The organism is Sphingomonas baiyangensis (assembly GCF_005144715.1).
In the GTDB taxonomy this organism is placed as follows: Bacteria; Pseudomonadota; Alphaproteobacteria; order Sphingomonadales; family Sphingomonadaceae; genus Sphingomonas; species Sphingomonas baiyangensis.
In genome coordinates this window covers 2,336,144-2,356,667 of record NZ_SWKR01000002.1, presented here as the reverse complement: position 1 = coordinate 2,356,667, position 20,524 = coordinate 2,336,144, and the positions used below count along the sequence as shown (strand labels likewise).

Genomic DNA, 20,524 nt, shown 5'->3' with positions numbered 1-20,524 from the left:
GCGAACTAGTACCGTGAGGGAAAGGTGAAAAGCACCCCGATGAGGGGAGTGAAACAGTACCTGAAACCGGTTGCCTACAAGCAGTGGGAGCATCCTTGAGATGTGACCGCGTACCTCTTGCATAATGGGTCTGTGACTTAGTGTATCGAGCAAGCTTAAGCCGTTAGGTGTAGGCGAAGCGAAAGCGAGTCTGAATAGGGCGAATGAGTTCGATGCATTAGACCCGAAACCCGGCGATCTAGGCATGACCAGGTTGAAGGTGGGGTAACACCCACTGGAGGACCGAACCGATTAATGTTGAAAAATTATCGGATGAGTTGTGTTTAGGGGTGAAAGGCCAATCAAGCCGGGAAATAGCTGGTTCTCCGCGAAATCTATTGAGGTAGAGCCTCGAGCGAATACCCTGGGGGGTAGAGCACTGGATGGGCTAGGGCGGCGCGAGCTGTACCAAACCTAACCAAACTCCGAATACCCAGGAGTACTACTCGGGAGACAGACGGCGGGTGCTAAGGTCCGTCGTCAAAAGGGAAACAGCCCTGACCAACAGCTAAGGTCCCCAAGTCACGTCTAAGTGGGAAAGCATGTGGGATTTCCAAAACAACCAGGAGGTTGGCTTAGAAGCAGCCATCCTTTAAAGAAAGCGTAACAGCTCACTGGTCTAAACAAGAGATCCTGCGGCGAAAATGTAACGGGGCTCAAGACGTGCACCGAAGCTTTGGGTTCGACATTAGTCGAGCGGTAGCGGAGCGTTCCGTACGCCTGCGAAGCGGAAGGGTAACCGACCGTGGAGGTATCGGAAGTGCGAATGCAGACATGAGTAGCGATAAAGAGGGTGAGATGCCCTCTCGCCGAAAGACCAAGGGTTCCTGCTTAAAGCTAATCTGAGCAGGGTGAGCCGGCCCCTAAGACGAGCCCGAAGGGGGTAGTCGATGGGAACCACGTTAATATTCGTGGGCCTGGTGGTGTGTGACGGATGGCGTGTGTTGTACGATCTTATCGGATTGATCGTGCTTCGAAGTCGTCCCAGGAAATAGCCCCACCGTATAGACCGTACCCGAAACCGACACAGGTGGTCTGGTAGAGTATACCAAGGCGCTTGAGAGAAGTGTCCTGAAGGAACTCGGCAAATTGCCTCCGTACCTTCGGAAGAAGGAGGCCCCATATATGCGCAAGCACTTATGGGGGGCACAGGCCAGGGGGTAGCGACTGTTTAGCAAAAACACAGGGCTCTGCTAAGTCGGCTTCAAGACGACGTATAGGGCCTGACGCCTGCCCGGTGCCTGAAGGTTAAGTGGAGGGGTGCAAGCTCCGAAATGAAGCCCAGGTAAACGGCGGCCGTAACTATAACGGTCCTAAGGTAGCGAAATTCCTTGTCGGGTAAGTTCCGACCTGCACGAATGGCGTAACGACTTCCCCACTGTCTCCAGGACATGCTCAGCGAAATTGAATTCTCCGTGAAGATGCGGAGTACCCGCGGTTAGACGGAAAGACCCCGTGCACCTTTACTGCAGCTTCAGAGTGGCATTAGGAAAGAACTGTGTAGCATAGGTGGGAGGCTTTGAAGCGTTGGCGCCAGCTGACGTGGAGCCATAGGTGAAATACCACCCTGTTGTTTTCTGATGTCTAACCTCGCACCGTTATCCGGTGCAGGGACCCTCTGTGGCGGGTAGTTTGACTGGGGCGGTCGCCTCCTAAAGAGTAACGGAGGCGTGCGAAGGTTGGCTCAGATCGGTTGGAAACCGATCGTTAGAGTGCAATGGCATAAGCCAGCCTGACTGCGAGACTGACAAGTCGAGCAGAGACGAAAGTCGGTCATAGTGATCCGGTGGTCCCTCGTGGAAGGGCCATCGCTCAACGGATAAAAGGTACGCCGGGGATAACAGGCTGATGATTCCCAAGAGCTCATATCGACGGAATCGTTTGGCACCTCGATGTCGGCTCATCACATCCTGGGGCTGGAGCAGGTCCCAAGGGTTTGGCTGTTCGCCAATTAAAGTGGTACGTGAGCTGGGTTCAGAACGTCGCGAGACAGTTTGGTCCCTATCTGCCGTGGGCGTCGAAATTTGAGAGGAGTTGACCCTAGTACGAGAGGACCGGGTTGAACATACCTCTGGTGTACCTGTCGTTCCGCCAGGAGCGCAGCAGGGTAGCTATGTATGGACGGGATAACCGCTGAAAGCATCTAAGCGGGAAGCCTCCCTCGAGATAAGATTTCATCGAGCGGTCGTAGACCACGACCTTGATAGGCTGGATGTGGAAGCATGGTAACATGTGGAGCTAACCAGTCCTAATTGCTCTTTTCGCGCTTGAAGAGTCCCACCATCAACGACAGCGCTGGCTGTCTTGCTGGATGAGATCACATCCTTTGTGCACGGCAACGATTTGAAAACCCGAACAACACCGCCTCCATTGCTTGGTGGCTATAGCGTCTGTGACCCACCCGATCCCATCCCGAACTCGGCCGTGAAACCGGACTGCGCCGATGGTACTAACGCTCAAGCGCTGGAAGAGTAGGTCGTCGCCAGGCATTGCAGGCGGTGTCGTTCGAGAAAACCCATTCACATGTCGGGGCCATCCGCGGTCCCATTACCTTGGCGCGGGGTGGAGCAGCCCGGTAGCTCGTCAGGCTCATAACCTGAAGGTCACAGGTTCAAATCCTGTCCCCGCAACCACCGGTATAATTCTTAAAGCCCCAGTTCCGCAGGACTGGGGCTTTTGAGCATTCTGCGCCTGGCACTAATCACCGAACGCCGCGACGTTGATAAACAACCTGCTCCCCGTTTTCAGGCCGCTCATAACTTAACTTCGGTGTTCATATGCCCCTGGCGGGAGCGGTTGGTAAACTCAGCGGGCGCCCTCTCGCCGAGGCTGCGGTGCAGACGGACGGTATTGTAGTCCGTCCGCCATGCCTCGATGATCCGTCTCGCCGAAGCCAGCGAGGGGAACAGATGCTCGTTCAGACATTCGTCGCGCAAGTGACCACTGAACGATTCGACGAAGGCGTTCTGCTGCGGCTTACCCGGCGCAATGTAATGCCCCCACTCGACGCCGATGTCCTGGCGCTAGGCGAGCACTGCGTGACCGGTCCGTTCGGTTCCGTTGTCACTGACGACCATGCACGGCAGCCCGCGACGCGCGGCGATGGAGACGCGCTCACGCTTGACACGCCGCCCTGACAGCGAGGTGTCGACGTTGCATGCCAGGCATTCCCGGCTGTAGTCGTCGATGACGTTGGGCCTCGCCGATCGCCTGCGCGGCCTGTGTTGGGAATTGCCGATTGCCCGAGATGCTGGCGCTCGATCAGCGATCTGACACGCCTGACGCACCACATCCTATCCCGGTTGGTCCCGGAAGCCCGGCCGCGCGCGAGCCGGGTTGGGCGGGGGCGGCGAACATACAGAAGCGGACTGAATTTCGGGCCTTTACCGATGCTTCGCCGCTAGCGATGCTGTGAAAGGGATGGGTCGCGGGGGCGTGGCTGATCAGGAGGAGCTGCGCGTGAGCGATCGCATGGGCAAGATGAGCCGGATGCTGGCCCTCGTCCATCTGCTCGCCGATGCGGTTGAGGGGCTGACGCTGGACGAGATGGCGGCGGCGCTCGGCGTCAATCGCCGCACGGCCGAGCGGATGCGCGATGTGATCGCGGCGAACTTCGACCTTGAGGAGCGGACGGACGACCGCCACAAGCGGTTCCGCATCGCCGGTGCGCTGCGCCGCGCCTATACCCGGCCGAGCGCGACCGAAGTCGCCGCGCTCCAGGCCGAGGTCGAGGCACGCACCGCCGAGCAGGCGTCGCGCGCCACGCTGCTCGCCAGCCTCCTCCAAAAGGTGAAGGGTGCGCTCGACGACCGCGAGAAGCGCCGGATCGAGCCCGATCTCGACGCGCTCGTCCGGCTCCAGCGCACGCGGATCGTCGCCGGGCCGCTCGCTCCCGCCAATCCGGAAGCACTGGCGCAGGTGCAGCAGGCGATCCTGACCGCCCAGTGTCTCGAATTCGACTATCGCGCCGATGGGGCGAGCGAACCCGCCTGGCGCCGCATCGTCGTTTACGGCCTGATCCATGGCCCGGTCACCTATGTCGTCGGCAAGCTGCCCGCGCACGACCGCCCGCCAGTGCCCTTCCGCCTCGACCGCATGACCAACGTGCGCGCCGGGGAGGCTGTCGGCTGCCCGCCGGACGACTGGGACCTCGACGCCTGGCAGCAGCAGAGCTTCGGCATCTGGCGAGAGGCCGATCACGACATCGTCCTGCGCGTTGCCCCCGCCAGCGCGGCTCAGGCGCGCGCGTGGCGCTTCCACCCCGCGCAGGTCATCGAGGCAGACGGCGACGCCTTCATCGTCCGCTTCCGCGCCGGGGGCCTGCGCGAGATCGCCGAGCACCTTTTCACCTGGGGCGGCGACGTGACGATCGAAGCGCCCGAGGCACTGCGGGACGTGATGCGCGAGAGGCTGGCGGCCGCCGCCGCGGCGCTGCGTCCGATTCTGTCGGATGAAGCGCCGACGAGTGATTACCCTGACCGATCGGCCAGCAGCCCCGATTCCCTTACCCCGCACATCGCCCGCGAAGGGCATCGGAGCCTTTCGTGAGCGACGCTTTCTTCCAGTCTCCGATCCTCAACACGCCCTATGACGCGCCGACGCGCCATTGGGCGCTCGACGCGAACGGGCAGCCGACCGGCACCATCCTGCCCGGACGGCGGCGTAGCGATCTGACCACGCCGATCCCCAAGCCCAAGAAGAAGACGGGCAAGGCCGCGGCGATAGAGGATCTGTACGCCGACGCCGGCGGCGACGTGTACGACCCGACCGAGACGATCAACGGCATCAGCTCCGCCGTCGACAGCTGGCGCACGCTGCCCGAGAGCCAGTGGCAGGTGACCCCAACCACCGCGCGATTACTTCGCCACTGGCGGACGCACAACTTCGCGAACCAGCGTCCCTTCTTCTGCCAGGTCGAGGCGGTCGAGACGGTGATCTGGATGACCGAGGTGGCACCGCGCAGTTCGGCACAGGGCCGCCGTTTCTGGGCGCATCTGGAGGCGGCGAACGCGGCCTCCAATCCCGAATTGCTGCGGCTTGCGCTCAAGCTGGCGACGGGCGCGGGCAAGACGACAGTGATGGCGATGCTGATAGCCTGGCAGGCGCTGAACGCCGTCCGCCATCCCAATGCCAAGCGGTTCAGCCGCGGTTTCCTGATCGTTGCGCCAGGCATCACCATCAAGGACCGGCTGCGCGTCCTCCAGCCCGGCGATCCCGACAGCTATTATCGCAGCCGCGAGATCGTGCCCGAGGACATGGCCACCGACCTCGGCAAGGCCAAAATCGTCATCACCAATTACCACGCCTTCAAGAAGAAGGACGAGGTGCCGCTCAACAAGGTGCAGCAGGCGGCGCTCGCGACCAGGCCGCGGCCCGAGAGCGACGGCGCGATGATCCGCCGCGTCGCTGGCGAGCTGATGGGCCTTAAGAACATCGTCGTCCTCAACGACGAGGCGTATCATTGCTATCGCGAGCGCCCGCCGCTGCCGGGCGAAGCGCTGAAGGGCGACGAGCTCGCCGAGGCGAAGGAAGCGAACGAGGCGGCGCGCCTATGGATCTCGGGGCTGGAGGCGGTGAAGCGCGAGCTGGGCGTCGGCATGGTCTATGACCTGTCGGCCACGCCCTTCTTCTTGCGCGGGTCGGGCTATCGCGAGGGATCGCTGTTCGGTTGGGTGATGAGCGACTTCAGCCTGATGGACGCGATCGAGTGCGGCATCGTCAAGCTGCCGCGCGTGCCGATCATGGACAACCTGCCCGGCGGCGACACGCCGATGTTCCGCAATCTGTGGGACCATGTGGGCAGGGCGCTGCCCAAGAAGGGGCGCGGCGCCGCGAAAGGCCTCGATCCGCAGAAGCTGCCCAACGAGCTTCTGAGCGCGATCGACGCGCTTTACGGCCATTACGAGAAGACCCGCGCCCTTTGGGTAGAAGCGGGGATCGGCGTCGATCCGGTGTTCATCGTGGTGTGCAACAACACCGCGACCTCGAAGCTGGTCCATGATTACATCGCCGGGTACGAGGTCGTCGATCCCGACGGCACCGTGACGCCGATGAAGGGCAAATGCCCGCTGTTCCGAAATTTCGACCCTGACGGCGCGGCCCTGCCGCAGATGCGTACGCTGCTGATCGATAGCCTCCAGCTCGAAAGCGGCGAGGCGATTTCGCCCGAATTCCGCGCGGCTGCCGCGCCCGAGATCGCGCGGTTCAAGGACGAGCTGATCCAGCGCACCGGCGACCGCGCCGCCGCCAACCGGATCGACGATGCCGCGATCCTGCGCGAGGTGATGAACACCGTCGGGCGCAAGGGCGCGCTTGGCGAGCATATTCGCTGCGTCGTCTCGGTATCGATGCTGACCGAGGGGTGGGATGCCAACACCGTCACCCACGTGCTGGGCGTCCGCGCATTCGGGACCCAGTTGTTGTGCGAGCAGGTGATCGGCCGCGCGCTTCGCCGCCAATCCTACCAGCTCCAGGCCGATGGCCGGTTCGCGGTCGAATATGCCGACGTGCTGGGCATCCCGTTCGACTTCACCGCGCAGCCCGTCGTCGCGCCGCCCAAGCCGCCGCAGAAGATGGTCCGCGTCCACGCGATTAGCCCCGCGCGCGACGGAAGCGAAATCCGCTTCCCCCGGGTCGAGGGCTATCGCACCGAGCTGGGGCAGGCGCGGATCACCGCCGACTTCACCCCCGACAGCACGCTCGAGCTCACGCCCGACATCGTCGGCGCGACGAGCACGGTCAACGCCGGCATCATCGGCGAGGAAGCGAACCTGACGCTCGACCATCTGACCGACGTGCGGATGGCGACGATCCAGCTTCGCCTGGCCGAATGGATCGTGCGCCGGCGCATGACCGCCGATGTCGAGCGGCCCAATGCCGGCCTCATCCTTCAGATGAAGCCGATCGTGCGCCGCTGGATGGCCGAGCATCTGGTCGTCAAGGGCGGGGCGCAGACCGCGCAGCTCCTCTACTACCACGTCGCCGACTGGGTGGCCGACCGGATCATGGCCGCGATCACCCGCGCGCAAGGGGGCGAGGGGCGCGTGATCGCGATGCTCGACCCTATAGCCGCGAGGGGAGCACGCGCGGTGTCGGCTTCAGCACGAGCCGCGAGGTCTATGAAACCGGCGAGCGGTGCCATGTCAGCCACGCGGTGCTCGACAGCGGGTGGGAGGGCGAGATGTGCCGTGTGCTCGACCGCCATCCGCGCGTCCGCGCCTGGGTCAAGAACCATAATCTGGGGTTCGAGGTCCCCTATCACTGCGGGGGCGAGGTCCGGCGCTATCGCCCCGACTTCATCGTCCGCGTCGACGATGGCCGTGGGGAGGACGACCCCCTCAACCTCGTCATCGAAACCAAGGGCTATCGCGGCGAGGACGCCAAGGACAAGGCCGCGACGATGCAGACCTATTGGGTCCCCGGCGTCAACGCGCTCGGCACGCTCGGCCGCTGGGCCTTCGCCGAATTCACCGACGTATGGACGATCGAGACCGAGTTCGCGGCCAAGGTCGAGGCTTGGTTGGACGGGGTGGGGCCGGACGGGGTGGGGGGCTAACCCTCCGGCCAGCGGAAATAGCTATGCAAAGGGGGACATATGACGACCGAATTCGCCGAAGATTCTGCCATCCATAGGCCCATTCCGCTGCTCGACCGGCTTGAGAAATTCTATCTCGCGGCGGTGCGCGTGCTCGCTTTGCTTGGCGCGACCGCGCTGCTGATCTGGGCGGCGTGGTACATCGCCAGCGGCGTCTATCACGTGTCGCGCGACGCATCCTCGGTCGAAGCGGCGCCGGTCACGGTGTCCGGCGACGATGTGCTGGCGATCGATGCCGAGCTTGGCGAGGCCGGCGCCGCAGCCCCCATAAAGGGCGACGATGGCGCGGCGGCGCGGAAATATTACAAGGACTTCGTTCGCCGCTATTACGCGCTCTACCAAAGCAAGTTTGCCCCGTTCCGCCAGGCGACGGACAAGCCGCTTGATCGCGCGGCGTTCGACGCGGCCTTCGTCCGGTCAGACGACCGGGTCAGCAGCGTCGGGGAGGGTTTGACCAGTTTCGACACCGACCGCGCCGATCTCGACGCGCTGCTGGAGGCGATGACCAGCGCCGCCGCGGCCAAGCCGACGACCGACCGCCTCTCCGCTTACAAGAAGGCGAAGCGGCAGCGTGTGACCCGGACGATCCGCTCCACGCGCACCGAAACCTATTGCAGGGAATATGGCTACTACATCGATGCCTGCATCGATTACGGCACGCGAAAGGTGCCGCAGTCGCGCACCGTAACCGAAAGCCGGCTGCCAAAGGGCGTGACGAGCCCGCCCGACCTGTTCCGCGCTTATCAGGACCGGTTCTTCGCGCTCCTAACCCAGCGCCGCGAGGAGAATGCGGGCAAGGCGAGCGCCGAGCGTGCCGAGATCGAACAGGACAATATCATCGGCGCATCGCGCCTGTGGTCGGCCGCCTATATCGTCGGTGCCTTCATCTCGCTCATGTTCCTGTTCCTTCTGATCGCGATCGAGCGTCATCAGCGGCGGATCGCGCGCGTTGCCAGCAACCCCGATCTTCTGGAAAGCTGACCCAATGCCCAAGCCCCCCCCTTCGCGCAAAGTCCCTCCGCATCGACACGCTCACCCATGACGAGGCGTCGCGGCGCAATGCGCCGACGGCGGAGCTCGAGGCGTTCGTGCCGCCCGACGTGAAGGCGCCGATCGCGGTCGCCTATGAGCGGCGCAACCCCGATCTCGATCCGCAGCTGGTGTGGCGGGGCAAGGACGTGGCCGACTGGTCCGACCTCGTGGTCGAGGCGCCGCCGCTCTACATTCAGGAAAAGGTGCATCCCAAGGCGCTGATCGAAGACCTGAAGCGCGCCAGCGCCCGCGCGCGCGAGCCGGAGGGGGCGCCCGATCTGTTCGCCGACTTCAACGGCATCGCGCCCGATCAGAAGACCGAATTCTACGCCCACGACCAGCATTGGTCGAACCGCATGATCCTGGGCGACGGGCTCAAGGTGATGGCGAGCCTGGCCGAGCGCGAGGGGCTGAAGGGCCGGGTCCAGTGCATCTATATCGACCCGCCTTACGGCATCAAGTTCAACTCGAACTTCCAGTGGTCGACAACGAGCCGCGACGTGAAGGACGGCAAGGCCGACCACCTGACGCGCGAACCCGAACAGGTAAAGGCGTTCCGCGACACCTGGCGCGACGGCATCCACAGCTATCTCACCTATCTGCGCGACCGGCTGACCGTCGCGCGCGACCTGCTCACCGACAGCGGCAGCGTGTTCGTCCAGATCGGCGACGAGAATGTGCACCGCGTAAGAGCGCTGATGGACGAGGTGTTTGGGGATGAGAACTTCTGTAGCCAGATTGTGTTTCGGAAGACCACCGGGAAAGCAAGCGGACTTCTGGACAATACCTTCGATGTTATATTGTGGTATGGAAAGCACAGAGGTTCTGTCAAATACCGGCCACTCTATATTGAAAGATCACATTTAGAAGACTCGAATATTCGATTTCTACAATTATCCGACGGATCCCGGCGCTCGATGTCGGGTGATGAAGCGATCGGATCTTCACCGTTGCCGATCGGCTCTAAAGCCTACAGGCCCAACCCGCTGACTAGCGCCCGCCCCCCGCAGCCCGCTGACGTGCGAGAGTTCGCTTTTGCCGGCCGCATGTTCTCGCCTGGTAAACGGACTTTCAGTACCAATGAGCGTGGCCTTCGAGCGCTTGAAAAAGCGGATCGTCTACATGCGATAGGTAATACGCTCACCTATCTTCGTTATATAGAGGATTTTGGATTTAAACCGCAGAATGATATCTGGGAAGATACTCGGCAAAGCGGGTTTGGCGACGAAAAGACTTATGTCGTTCAAACCGCGGTTAGAGCGATACAACGCTGCATCCTGATGACCACCGATCCCGGCGACCTCGTGCTCGATCCCACCTGTGGGTCGGGCACCACCGCCTTTGTCGCGGAGCAATGGGGGCGGCGGTGGATCACGATCGACACGAGCCGGGTCGCGCTGGCGCTCGCCCGCGCGCGGATCATGGGTGCGCGCTATCCCTGGTACCTGCTCGCCGACAGCCGCGAGGGGCAGGTGAAGGAGGGGGAGGTGACGAGGCAAGTCCCCGCCGACACCCCCACCTATGGCCGCATCCGCCAGGGCTTCGTCTACAAGCGCGTGCCGCACAGCACGCTCAAGTCGATCGCCAACAATGCCGAGATCGATACGATCTGGGAAAAGTATCAGGCAGTGCTCGAACCGCTGCGCGAGGCCCTGAACGCGGCGCTCGGCACCGCGTGGCAGGAATGGGAAATCCCGCGCGAGCTGGGAAGGGAGCAGGGAGCAGCGAGCAGCGAGCAGGGAGCGGGCGAACAGAGCGATCCTGCTAACTGCGACCTGCTAACTGCTCCCTCCCTCCATCAACAATGGTAAGACGCGCGGATCGCTCGCCAGCGCGAGATCGACGCCTCGATCGCGGCGCGCGCGGACACCGAATATCTCTATGACCAGCCCTATGAGGACAAGGGCCGGGTGCGCGTCGCCGGCCCGTTCACGGTCGAGAGCCTGTCGCCGCACCGCGTCCCCGCGGTCGACCATGACGACAGCCTGTTCGACGAGCTCGAGGCCGCCGAGGGCCGTCGCCAGCCAGGCCCGGTGAGCGAGACCGCCGACTTCGCACAGATGGTGCTCGACAACCTGAAGCGATCCGGCGTGCAGCAGGCGCACCGCGCCGACCGGCTCGTCTTCTCCGCGATCGCGCCATGGCCGGGCCGCTTCCTCTGCGCCGCCGGCACCGTGCGCCAGGCGTCGGAGGGGGCGGGCGACACGCTGGCCGGCAGCCCCGAGCGCCGCGCCGCGATCCTCGTCGGCCCCGAATATGGCACCGTCGCGCGCCCCGACCTGACCGCCGCCGCGCGCGAGGCGATGGAGGCGGGCTTCGACCTCCTCATCGCCGCCGCGTTCAACTTCGACGCGCATGCCGGCGAATTCACCAATATGGGCGCGCTCACCGTGCTTCAGGCGCGGATCAACCCCGACCTCCACATGCCCGACCTCGCCAATACGGGTGCCGGCAACCTCTTCACCGTGTTCGGCGAACCCGACATCCAGGTGCATGACGAGGGGGCCAGACCCTGACGGCAATCCGTGCATCTCGATCGAGGTCGCCGGGGTCGACATGTACAAGGGCGGCCAGATCGAAAGCTCGGGCGCCGACGACATCGCCGTGTGGTTCGTCGACACCGACTATGATTATGAGAGCTTCTTCGTTCGCCACGCCTATTTCCCCGGCGCGAACGACCCCTACAAGGCGCTCAAGACCACGCTGAAGGCCGAGATCGACGCCGACGCCTGGGAAAGCCTCAAACGCACCCGCTCCCGCCCGTTCCCGAGGCCCGCGGGCGGCAAGGTCGCGGTCAAGGTCATCAACCACCTCGGCGACGAAGTGATGAAAGTGGTGGGGGTTTGAGGGCATGGGCAAACGCCGAGTGGTCAGCAGCGAAATCGAAGCCGCACCGACCTTGCCGATCTTGCTCCCGGCATCCGCGCATCAGTCTGACCCGATAAGCTGGGGCAGTTCACCCGAGTTATACAGCGCGGATGCGCTCAAGAAGGTAGCGACGAGAAAGCACGGCAGGACGGACGAGTTCGAGAAACGGCTTATGGGCATCTGGTGGGCGCTTGGGCGTCCCGTGCCCTACCTTTTCAAGACGGCGGACGGCGTGCTGCGTTCCCTGGACGCAGGATGCCTTGGCTTCCTGCTTAATCGCGAGAGGCCCGAAATCGACGTGATAGAGAAGGACGGATATGTGTCCGCTGTCACGCCGATCGGTGATCTGACGGTGCGCTACGAACTCGTCCGGGATAGACTTATCGCTGAGGTGAACGCCCGCCGATGACTCTTCTCTACGCCTCGACCTTCACCAAAGCGCTCCGCCGTCTGACGGCGAACGAACAGAAGCAGGTGAAGATCGCGGCCTTCGATCTGGCGCAAGACGAGGGGGGCAACGGCCTGCAGCTGCATCGGGTGGAGGCGGCGCCGGGATTCTGGACCGCGCGGGTTAGCCAGGACCTGCGGCTCGTTCTGCACAAGGACGGGGCACGCACGCTGATCGCCTATGTCGACCATCACGACGCCGCCTATCGCTGGGCCGAGCGGCGGCGGCTGATCCCGCACGAGCGGACCGGCGCGATGCAACTGGTGCAAGTCGTCGAGCGCACCGTAGAGCATCTCGTTTACACCGAGAGGGTCGGCGAAGCTGCGCCGCGACCGACCGCAACCCACCGGCCATTTGCAAAGCTGTCGGACGACGAGTTGTTGAACGTCGGCGTGCCGCGCGACTGGCTGGCGGCGGTGCGCGCGGCGGACGAGATGAGCGTGGACGAGCTGTTCGACCTGTTGCCGGACGAGGCGGCGGAGGCGCTGCTCGACGTGGCGACCGGCGGGCGGATCGAAGATCACGTCGTCGTGCCCGCCGCGCCCGGTGCCGATCCCTTCGCGCATCCCGACGCGCAGCGCCGCTTTCGCGAGGTCGCGGGGGTCGAGGAACTGCGCGCCGCGCTCGACGCGCCGTTCGCTGAGTGGGCGGTGTTCCTCCACCCGGCGCAGCGTGCGCCCGTAACCCGGGACTGGCGCGGCCCCGCGCGGGTGTCGGGTTCGGCGGGCACGGGCAAGACGATCGTCGCGCTCCACCGCGCGGTGCATCTGGCCGGGCGGGCCGGGGCGCGCGTGCTGCTGACCACCTTTTCCAAACCACTTGCCGCCGCGCTCGCCGACAAGGTGGCGCTGATGACCGAGGCGCTGCCCGAACGGCGCGCGCGCCTGACGGTCCGGTCGCTCGATCAGGCGGCATATGATCTCTATGCCGAGGCGTTCGGACAGCCGAGCCTCGCCACGCCGTCACAGGTACGCGCCGCGATCACCGCGGCGGTGGCAGCCGGGCTCGGCGAGGGGCATGACGCGGCGTTCCTGTTCGAGGAATGGGACGAGCTGGTCGATGCCTGGGGCATCGTCGATGCCGCCGGCTATGCGACGGTGCCGCGCCTCGGCCGCAAGACCCGCCTCGGCCCCCGGCAGCGCGAGCGCGCCTGGGCGGTGTTCGCCTTCGTGCGCGACCGGCTCGCCCAGCGCGGGCTCGTCACCTGGGCCGAAATCTATGCGCGGCTGACCGATCGCCTGGGGCAGGGCCGGCCGCTCCCTTTCACCCATGTCGTCGTCGACGAAGCGCAGGACCTGTCGGTCGCGCAGGCGCGGTTCCTCGCGGCGATCGGGCGGGCGGGGGAGGCGGATGCGCTGTTCTTCACCGGCGATCTTGGCCAGCGAATCTTCCATTTGCCCTTCTCATGGGCAAAGCTCGGGCTCGACGTGCGCGGCCGCGCGGTCGTGCTAAAGGTCTGTTACCGAACCTCGCACCAGATCCGCCGCACCGCCGACCGGCTGCTGGGCCGCGAGATCGCCGATCAGGACGGGATCGGTGAGGTGCGGGCGGGCACCGTCTCGGTCTTCGACGGCCCCGAGCCGCAGGTGACGCTGGTCGAGGATGAAGCCGCCGAACGCGATGCCGTCGTCGCCTGGTTGCGCGCCGCGCTGGCCGAGGGAGTCGCCGCCGACGAGATGGCGCTGCTGGTGCGAGGGCAGGGCCAGCTCTCGCGCGCACGTGCCGCCGCAAAGGCTGCGGGTGCCGACGTGCCGGTGCTGACGATGCACGAGGCCAAGGGGCTCGAATTCCGCGGCGTCGCCGTCATGGCGCTGGATGAGGACGTGCTCCCCGATCCCGACCGCCTCGCCGGCGTCGGCGACATCGCCGATTTGAAGGCGGTGCAGGATACCGAGCGGCACCTTCTCTACGTCGCGGCCACGCGCGCACGCGACCGGCTGCTGCTCGCCGGCATCCGGCCGGGGTCGGAGTTTCTCGACGATCTGGTCGACGGGGAAAGCGGGCAAGACCGTTTCTGACGCTCGATCAGCGGAAAAAGCGACGGCGTATCAAGCGAATGGGCTCGCGCGCATACAGTTTCGATCGCGTCGCCTCGCGCCGCACCAAGGCAATCTTGGCCCAAGCCCAAGCCCGAGCCTACCGTGCTACCGCCCGAAAGTTCGGCCCAGCAATATGAGGCGATGCAGGCGCGGTGGCGACGCGACTTTGCTGTGACGCCCTTGACGCATCGGCAGCAGTCGAAGTGGCAGGCGGCCGATCTGCACGACCGCGAGGTGCGCGTGCTAACGCGATCGGGGCGCACGATCCTGTGGGACCTTGGACGCGGGATCGAGGGAGTGATGAGCCCGCGATTTGGCTTTCGGGTGAACGTAACCGAACTGTAGGCGTGGCAAGCGTTAAGCGTATGGCGGGGGGCTAGCCGGGATTTTCTGGGTTGGCGGCAGCCGTACGCGCCGAAGCCACGGATGTTAGCATCCACAGCGCCTCAATCGTCGCCGATCCGCCCCGATCGGCCTGCCGCTCGCCGCGCAGCTCGTGATGGCATCGTGACGAGCCGCCTAGATCCTCGCTCGAAGGCTATCATCAAGCGATCGGGTATTCATCGACGCACCGCGCAGCCCAGCCTTAGGGAGTTGGGGAAGAAAAGACGGCTTGTTCGCGCAATCGAGAAGTTAGAACTCCTCGAGCGGCTTGCGGTCGACATACTGGAGACGATCCTGGCGCTGGACCGTGACTTCGACGGTTTTGCAACGATCCCTAACGGGATGTAAACCGCTGGAGCGGGCGAAGGGATTCGAACCCTCGACCCCAACCTTGGCAAGGTTGTGCTCTACCCCTGAGCTACGCCCGCTCTGGCGCTGGACCGGCGGGGCGAGGCGCCCGTGCCGTGTCGAGGCGCGGCCACTAGCACCCGGTGCGGAGCCTCGCAAGCCCCAAATATGTGCGTAAAAATATGGCCGCGCGCGGGGGGTTGGCCTGTGCGCGCGAAAGGCCCACATGGGGGCGACGATTCCCACTGGATATAAGGAAGCCGCATTGGCCACGCTGGGGCTGTCGCCTGCCGAGAAGGACGCCGTGGAGGCATTTCGCCGCGACGTCGTCGAACCGTCGATGTCGCAGCTGGTGCTGCTCTATTTCACGGCTACGTGGTGCGGGCCGTGCAAGGCGCTCGGGCCCGTGATCGACAAGGTCAGCGCCGAATACGCCGCCAAGGGCGTGGTGCTTGCCAAGCTCGATGTCGACAAGAGCCAGTTCATCGCCAGCCAGTTCCAGGTGCGCTCGGTCCCCACCGTCTATGCGATGTTCCAGGGCCAGCCCGTCGCCGATCTGAGCCAGGCGCGCACCGAATCGCAGCTGCGCACGATGCTCGACCAGATTTTGCGTCAGCTGCCGGTGACGGGCGAGGCGCAGTCGGCCGAGGCCGAGCTCGAGCCGCTGATCGCGATGGGCGAGGAAGTGCTGGCCGAAGGCGACGGCGAGCGTGCGCTGTCGATCTTCGACCAGCTGGCCGAGATGGCGCCCGAGCATCCCGCGGTTGCGGCGGGGCGCGTGCGCGCGCTGGTGGCGCTCGGCCGGCATGACGAGGCGTCGGCAGCGATCGACGCGCTGCCCGAGGAGGCAGCGAAGTCGCCCGCGATCGTACAGGCGCGCGCGGCGATCGCGCTGGCGAGCGATGCGGTGCCCGAAGGCGATCTGGCCGATCTGCGCGCGCGTGCGGCGGCCGCGCCCGACGATCAGGCGGTGCAGTACGAGCTTGCCGGCGCGCTGATGGCGGCGGGCGATCATCAGGGTGCCGCCGACACGCTGCTGGCGATGATCGCCGCCGATCGCGACTGGAACGAGAGTGCGGCGCGCCAGCGGCTGCTGACGCTGTTCGAGGCGGTGGGCCTCGAGGACCCGTGGGTGTCGGCGCAACGCCGTCGCCTGTCGGCGATCCTGTTCGGATGAGCACGCGGCTGTCGGTGTTTCCGCTGGGCGGAGCGCTGCTGTTCCCGCGGATGCACTTGCCGCTGCACATCTTCGAGCCGCGCTACCGCGCGATGATTTCCGATTCGCTCGCGCGTGACCGGCGCATCGGTATGGTGCAGCCGCGCGGGCCAGGCGATCCGCCGCCGTTGTTCGAGCGTGGCTGCGTGGGGCGCATCGTCGATGTCGAGGCGTTGCCCGACGGCCGTTTCGACATCGTGCTCGAAGGCGTGTCGCGCTTCGTCATCCTGCGTGAGCTCGACGTGACCACGCCGTTCCGTCAGGTCGAGGCCGAGCTCGAACCCGCCGCCGAAAGCGAGACGCTTAGCCTGGGCGGCCGCGCCTCGCTCGAGATCGAATCGCGGCGCTTCGCCGAGAGCCAGGGCTATGCGGTGGATTGGGAGGCCGTCTCGCGGCTCGACGACGAGAGCCTCGTCAACGGTATCGCGCAGATCGCGCCGTTCGACATCGCCTCGAAACAGGCGATTTTCGAGACCGAGACGCTGGGCGACCGCGCCGAGATGATCGTGCAGCTGATGCAGTTCTTCGGCCGCCACGGCGATGACCGGCCGGGCACGCTGCAATGAGCGGAACCGACGCCCCCGACGGCACGCTGCTCGACGAATGGCTGCTCGCGCGGCTTGTCTGCCCCGCCACGCGCACGCCGCTGCGCTGGGATGCCGATGCGCGCGAACTGGTAAGCGATGCCGCCGGCCTCGCCTATCCGGTGACCGACGGCGTGCCGCAGCTGTTCGTCGAGGCGGCGCGGCGGCTCGGCTGACGGGTCAGTCCTCGCCGCACCGGCTGGTGACGGGCGGGGCCGCTGCCGCCGGCCTGGGCGCCGGGCGTGCGTCGCCGGGGCGATAGGTGGGGAAACCTGCCAGTGCTTCGCGATCGAGCAGCACGGGCCGCAGGTCGCCCGCCACATAGCGCCGCGCCTGATCGTTGAAATGCGGCGACGTCGGGTCGCCGCTCTGCCCGCCCGCACTCACCGCCCATGCTCGCGGCCCTTGCGGCGTGAACTCGACGACCGAGACGAAGCTGTTGCCGCTGGTGCCGTAGAAGCAGCGCGCACCCGGCTGGCGAACGGTGCCGAACGCCGCGAGCGACCCGAAATTGCCGGTCGTGAAGCCCACGGGCAGGCTCGGCGCGGCATCGTCGAAGCGTGGCGCGATCGCCGGGTCGATGCGCTGGAAGCGGTTGATGCGCCCCCAGGCGATACGCCAGCTTCCCCAGTCGCGCGTCATCTGCGCCACGGCGGCGGCGAGCGCCTCGATCCGCGCGGCATCGGTGGTGCGCGTGGCCATGTAGGTGAAGAGCGGGATGTTGGCGGCAGCGGCCTTGGGGCCTTCGGACGCCCACAGCGCCTCGCCCCAATAGGCCGCGAGCGACATCGGCTCCGACGCCCTGCTCCAGCGCCGATCCCAGCCGGTAAGCAATGCCAGCGGTGCGGCGAGCGCGGCGCGGCGCGGATCGGTGGCGGGCAGTGCGGCGTGCGCGCGTTGAAGGTACGGGATCTGCTCGTCGAACAGCGGCAGCATCGTGCTGAAGGCCGTGCGCGTCAGCGTTTGCGGCGTGAAGCGCGTATCGCCTGACAAGAGCTTGGTCGCGTGCCGGCCGCGCGGATTCTCGCCGAACTGGTCCATGTAGCGCGGGAAATCGGCGGCGCGCGGGCTGTCAGCACCCGCCGCGCCCCAGGGCCAGTTGTTGGTATTCATCACCCAGCCGGTGGTCGGACGCACGGCTTGCGGCAACTGGTCGAGCGGATGCAGCCCCTTCCAGTCGGTCGCGGGATCGCTGCCGTCGACGGTCTGCGTATAGTCGAAGCGGGTGCTGCGCACGGGCACGAATTGCGGATGCAGATAGGCGATGGTGCCGTCGGCGGCGGCGAAGATCGTGTTGTTCGAGCTGTTGGCCTTGCGATCCGATGCCGCGAGATAGCTTTCGAGATCGGTCGCCCTGGTGCGCAGATAGCTCTGTTCGAGCGCGGCGCGCGGGCTGTCGAGCATCGCCACTGCCACCCAGCGCCCGTCGCCCTGCCGGCGGATCACCGGGCCGTGATGTGTCGCATAGGTGGTGAAGCGCCGCTCGGCGAAACCATCATCGCCCTGCCGCACGCGCAGCGTTACCTCCTGTCGGCGCAGCGGGCGCCATTCGCTCCCATAGCGGTAGCGCGCATCGGCGCCGCTGCCGCGCACCTCGACGGCGAAGGCATCAATATTGTCGACACCGCTCGACGTGTGCATCCAGCCGACGCGGCGGTTGAAGCCCTGATAGATGAAGAACTGGCCCCAGGTGGCCGCGCCATAGGCGTCGAGCCCCTCGTCGCTCGTCACCTGCTGTTCGGCGCGGAAGAAGAAGCTGGTGTGCGGGTTGATCCACAACAACGCGTTGCCGCTGCCGCTGCGCGACGGGCCGATCGCGATGCCGTTCGATCCCTTGGGCTCGATCATCTCCCCGGCCTGTGCCAGCAGCGCCGCCTCGCGCCCCGCACGCGCCTCGGCCCGGCCATAGAATGCCTCGAGGTCGGCAAGGTCGACGCCGCGCTCGATATCGCCGCCGATGCTGCCTTCGGAAAAGGCGAGCGCCATCCACGGCTCGAAGCGCGTCAGCACCTTGGGGCGCACCTCGGGATGCGTCGCCAGATAGTGGTTGAGGCCCGCCGCCCAGCCGTCCATCAACGCGCGCAGCCAGGCGGGGCTGGCGCGATACTCGGCCTGCAGCGCCACTGGATCGATGAACAGCCGCTGGCGCAGGTCGCTCCACAGCGCCGTCTCGCCCTCGGCCTCGGCGAGCCGGCCGAGGGCGACGAGATAGTTGCGCTCGATGCGAGGGAAATCGTCCTCGGCCTGCGCGTAGATCATGCCGAACACCGCATCGGCATCGGTGCGCCCGTGGATATGGGCGATGCCGAACCCGTCGCGCACGATCGAAACCTTGGCCGCGCGCGCATCGTCGCGCTGGCGGGCCGCTGCCGGCATCGCCACGCTCGCGAGCAGAGCCACGGCAAGGCAGGTTCGGATCGTTGAACGCATGGACAGCTCCCCCAGGTTGCGCGCAATTTAAATCATATATATTCGTTTGGGCAACCCCAGCATCCTACGCACAAAGGACTGCCGATCCATGGCCATCTTGCTTCGTCCGATCGCGATCCCCGATTTCGGCGCGGTCGAGCCGCCATCGGCGTTGCCGGCCGGGCGCTATGCGGCGCGCTGCGATGCCGCGCTGGCGGCGGCGGGCACCGACTGGCTGTGCGCCTATGCCGATCGCGAGCATTTCGCCAACGTCATGTTCCTCTCGGGCTTCGAGCCGCGCTTCGAGGAAGCGTTGCTGCTGCTGGGTCCGCACCGGCGCCGCGTGCTCATAACCGGCAACGAATGCGTGCCCTACGCCACGGTATCGCCGCTGCCGGGGCTCGAGGTGATGCTCGCGCAGACGATGAGCCTGCTGGGGCAGGATCGCACACAGGCGCCGCGCCTTGCCGACGTGCTGCGCGCGGCGGGCATCGGCGCGGGCGACAGCGTGGGCGTGATCGGCTGGAAATATCTGGCGCCCGAGGAGTGGGACGAAGGCGAGCCGCCGGCCTTCGTCCCCGCGCCCTATCTGCACGCACTTTCGCGCGTCGCGGGCAGCGTGGTCGATCGCACGCAGGTGATGCTGCATCCCGAGCATGGCCATCGCTCGATCATCGATGCCGACCAGATCGCGATCTTCGAGGCGGCGGCGGCGCGCGGCTCGGAGATGGTGTGGAACATCGTCGCGCATGCGCGCCCCGGCATGACCGAGCGCGAGGCGGCAGCGCACATGCACTATCGCGGCGAGCCGATGAACGTCCATGCGATGATGGCGACGGGCAATGCCGCGGGCGGCGCGGTGATCGGCCTCGCCAGTCCCGGCCATCGCCGCATCGGGCACGGCGACGGCGCTTCGACGGCGGTGGGGCTTTGGGGGGCGCTCACCGCACGCGCGGGTCTGATCGACGACGACAACGACGCGTTCGTCGATGTCGCGAAGGGCTATTTCGCGGGGCTGGCGCGCTGGTATGCCGTCGCCGATATCGGCGTGGCGGGCGGCGTGTTGCACGATGCGGTGGTCGATACGCTGGCGCAGGCGGGGCTGCGCTCGCTGCTCAATCCGGGGCATCTGACGGGGCATGAGGAATGGTCGAATACCCCCGTCCGCCCTGGCTCCGCCGACCGCATCCGCTCGGGCATGCACATGCAGGTCGACGTCATCCCCACGCCGATGCGCGACGGCTGGGCGCTCAACTGCGAGGATTGCGTGGTGTTCGCCGACGAAGCGCTGCGCGACGAGCTCGCCGATCGCCATCCGGCGGTGTGGTCACGGATGCAGGCGCGGCGGCGCTTCATGACCGAGGTGATCGGCGTGCCCGTCGCCGAAGCGGTGCTGCCGCTCTCCTCGACGCCGCTGTGCCTTGCGCCGCTGTGGCTGCGGCATGGCGAACTGCTGTGCCGCGCCTGATTGGATCGTGCCGCCCTGTTCAGCTTTGCTGGACCGACTCTATATCGCTTTCGTGCTGACTTCGCGTGCCCATCACCGTTCGCACTGAGCTTGTC

The 20,524-nt window shown here is 65.7% G+C and carries 13 protein-coding genes, 2 tRNA genes, 2 rRNA genes and 2 pseudogenes (1 of these 19 only partly in view); 16 read left to right on the top strand and 3 right to left on the bottom strand.

Going from position 1 to position 20,524, the window contains the following annotated elements; genetic code table 11:
• From FBR43_RS14670 to FBR43_RS14660, 3 genes are all read left to right on the top strand, one after another.
• Positions 1–2,311, top strand: a 23S ribosomal RNA gene (locus tag FBR43_RS14670) (it extends 479 nt beyond the left edge of the window).
• Between the two features lie 101 nt (positions 2,312–2,412).
• A 5S ribosomal RNA gene (gene rrf / locus FBR43_RS14665) occupies positions 2,413–2,527 on the top strand.
• 68 nt (positions 2,528–2,595) lie between these two features.
• Positions 2,596–2,672, top strand: a tRNA-Met gene (locus FBR43_RS14660).
• Between the two features lie 120 nt (positions 2,673–2,792).
• Here FBR43_RS14660 and FBR43_RS16515 read toward each other — a convergent pair.
• Positions 2,793–3,251 (bottom strand): annotated as a pseudogene (locus FBR43_RS16515) (integrase core domain-containing protein); the annotation flags it as partial.
• A gap of 223 nt (positions 3,252–3,474) precedes the next feature.
• Here FBR43_RS16515 and FBR43_RS14645 point away from each other — a divergent pair.
• From FBR43_RS14645 to FBR43_RS16240, 9 genes and pseudogenes are all read left to right on the top strand, one after another.
• Positions 3,475–4,587: a helix-turn-helix transcriptional regulator gene (locus tag FBR43_RS14645; protein WP_249276619.1), complete on the top strand. Its 1,113-nt coding sequence runs from the start codon at positions 3,475–3,477 to the stop codon at positions 4,585–4,587.
• Positions 4,584–7,594 (top strand): annotated as a pseudogene (locus FBR43_RS16635) (BPTD_3080 family restriction endonuclease). The gene FBR43_RS14645 and the pseudogene FBR43_RS16635 overlap by 4 nt, the downstream one beginning before the upstream one ends.
• 201 nt (positions 7,595–7,795) lie before the next feature.
• Positions 7,796–8,614, top strand: coding sequence for a hypothetical protein (locus FBR43_RS14635; protein ID WP_136943783.1), 819 nt, complete (start codon positions 7,796–7,798; stop codon positions 8,612–8,614).
• A gap of 107 nt (positions 8,615–8,721) precedes the next feature.
• Positions 8,722–10,476, top strand: coding sequence for a site-specific DNA-methyltransferase (locus FBR43_RS16350; protein WP_212611932.1), 1,755 nt, complete (start codon positions 8,722–8,724; stop codon positions 10,474–10,476).
• 99 nt (positions 10,477–10,575) lie between these two features.
• A complete protein-coding gene (locus FBR43_RS16345) occupies positions 10,576–11,181 on the top strand; it encodes a hypothetical protein (protein ID WP_212611931.1) in 606 nt (201 codons plus the stop codon).
• A 40-nt stretch (positions 11,182–11,221) separates the two neighbouring features.
• Positions 11,222–11,512: a hypothetical protein gene (locus tag FBR43_RS16340; RefSeq protein WP_212611930.1), complete on the top strand. Its 291-nt coding sequence runs from the start codon at positions 11,222–11,224 to the stop codon at positions 11,510–11,512.
• Positions 11,513–11,516: 4 nt separating this feature from the next.
• The gene (locus tag FBR43_RS14625; RefSeq protein WP_136943782.1) at positions 11,517–11,942 is read left to right on the top strand and encodes a hypothetical protein; all 426 of its coding nucleotides are present in this window, start codon (positions 11,517–11,519) and stop codon (positions 11,940–11,942) included.
• Positions 11,939–13,999, top strand: coding sequence for a 3'-5' exonuclease (locus tag FBR43_RS14620; protein ID WP_136943781.1), 2,061 nt, complete (start codon positions 11,939–11,941; stop codon positions 13,997–13,999). The genes FBR43_RS14625 and FBR43_RS14620 overlap by 4 nt, the downstream gene beginning before the upstream one ends.
• A 123-nt stretch (positions 14,000–14,122) precedes the next feature.
• Positions 14,123–14,365 carry a hypothetical protein gene (locus FBR43_RS16240; protein WP_169542626.1) on the top strand — a complete coding sequence of 81 codons (243 nt, stop codon included), beginning with the start codon at positions 14,123–14,125 and terminating at the stop codon, positions 14,363–14,365.
• A gap of 392 nt (positions 14,366–14,757) precedes the next feature.
• Here FBR43_RS16240 and FBR43_RS14615 read toward each other — a convergent pair.
• Positions 14,758–14,832 (bottom strand) — tRNA-Gly (locus FBR43_RS14615).
• 200 nt (positions 14,833–15,032) lie between these two features.
• Here FBR43_RS14615 and FBR43_RS14610 point away from each other — a divergent pair.
• From FBR43_RS14610 to FBR43_RS14600, 3 genes are read left to right on the top strand one after another with little or no spacing between them, the layout of a single operon-like run.
• Positions 15,033–15,929, top strand: a complete 897-nt coding sequence (locus FBR43_RS14610) for a tetratricopeptide repeat protein (RefSeq protein WP_136944259.1) — start codon at positions 15,033–15,035, stop codon at positions 15,927–15,929.
• Positions 15,926–16,534 carry an LON peptidase substrate-binding domain-containing protein gene (locus FBR43_RS14605; protein WP_136943780.1) on the top strand — a complete coding sequence of 203 codons (609 nt, stop codon included), beginning with the start codon at positions 15,926–15,928 and terminating at the stop codon, positions 16,532–16,534. The genes FBR43_RS14610 and FBR43_RS14605 overlap by 4 nt, the downstream gene beginning before the upstream one ends.
• The gene (locus tag FBR43_RS14600) at positions 16,531–16,728 is read left to right on the top strand and encodes a Trm112 family protein (protein ID WP_136943779.1); all 198 of its coding nucleotides are present in this window, start codon (positions 16,531–16,533) and stop codon (positions 16,726–16,728) included. Before FBR43_RS14605 ends, FBR43_RS14600 begins: the two co-directional genes overlap by 4 nt.
• A gap of 4 nt (positions 16,729–16,732) precedes the next feature.
• Here FBR43_RS14600 and FBR43_RS14595 read toward each other — a convergent pair whose 3' ends face one another.
• The gene (locus FBR43_RS14595) at positions 16,733–18,982 is read right to left on the bottom strand and encodes a penicillin acylase family protein (RefSeq protein ID WP_136943778.1); all 2,250 of its coding nucleotides are present in this window, start codon (positions 18,980–18,982) and stop codon (positions 16,733–16,735) included.
• Between the two features lie 88 nt (positions 18,983–19,070).
• Here FBR43_RS14595 and FBR43_RS14590 point away from each other — a divergent pair, with 88 nt between their 5' ends.
• Positions 19,071–20,429 carry a M24 family metallopeptidase gene (locus FBR43_RS14590; RefSeq protein WP_136943777.1) on the top strand — a complete coding sequence of 453 codons (1,359 nt, stop codon included), beginning with the start codon at positions 19,071–19,073 and terminating at the stop codon, positions 20,427–20,429.
• Positions 20,430–20,524 lie beyond the last annotated feature (95 nt).

Bases quoted from the DNA above. Each gene is read 5' to 3' on its own strand.
- FBR43_RS14590 (WP_136943777.1), top strand. From the start codon at position 19,071: ATGGCCATCTTGCTTCGTCCGATCGCGATCCCCGATTTCGGCGCGGTC.
- FBR43_RS14620 (WP_136943781.1), top strand. From the start codon at position 11,939: ATGACTCTTCTCTACGCCTCGACCTTCACCAAAGCGCTCCGCCGTCTG.
- FBR43_RS14595 (WP_136943778.1), bottom strand. From the start codon at position 18,982: ATGCGTTCAACGATCCGAACCTGCCTTGCCGTGGCTCTGCTCGCGAGC.
- FBR43_RS16340 (WP_212611930.1), top strand. From the start codon at position 11,222: ATGTACAAGGGCGGCCAGATCGAAAGCTCGGGCGCCGACGACATCGCC.
- FBR43_RS14625 (WP_136943782.1), top strand. From the start codon at position 11,517: ATGGGCAAACGCCGAGTGGTCAGCAGCGAAATCGAAGCCGCACCGACC.
- FBR43_RS14605 (WP_136943780.1), top strand. From the start codon at position 15,926: ATGAGCACGCGGCTGTCGGTGTTTCCGCTGGGCGGAGCGCTGCTGTTC.
- FBR43_RS14600 (WP_136943779.1), top strand. From the start codon at position 16,531: ATGAGCGGAACCGACGCCCCCGACGGCACGCTGCTCGACGAATGGCTG.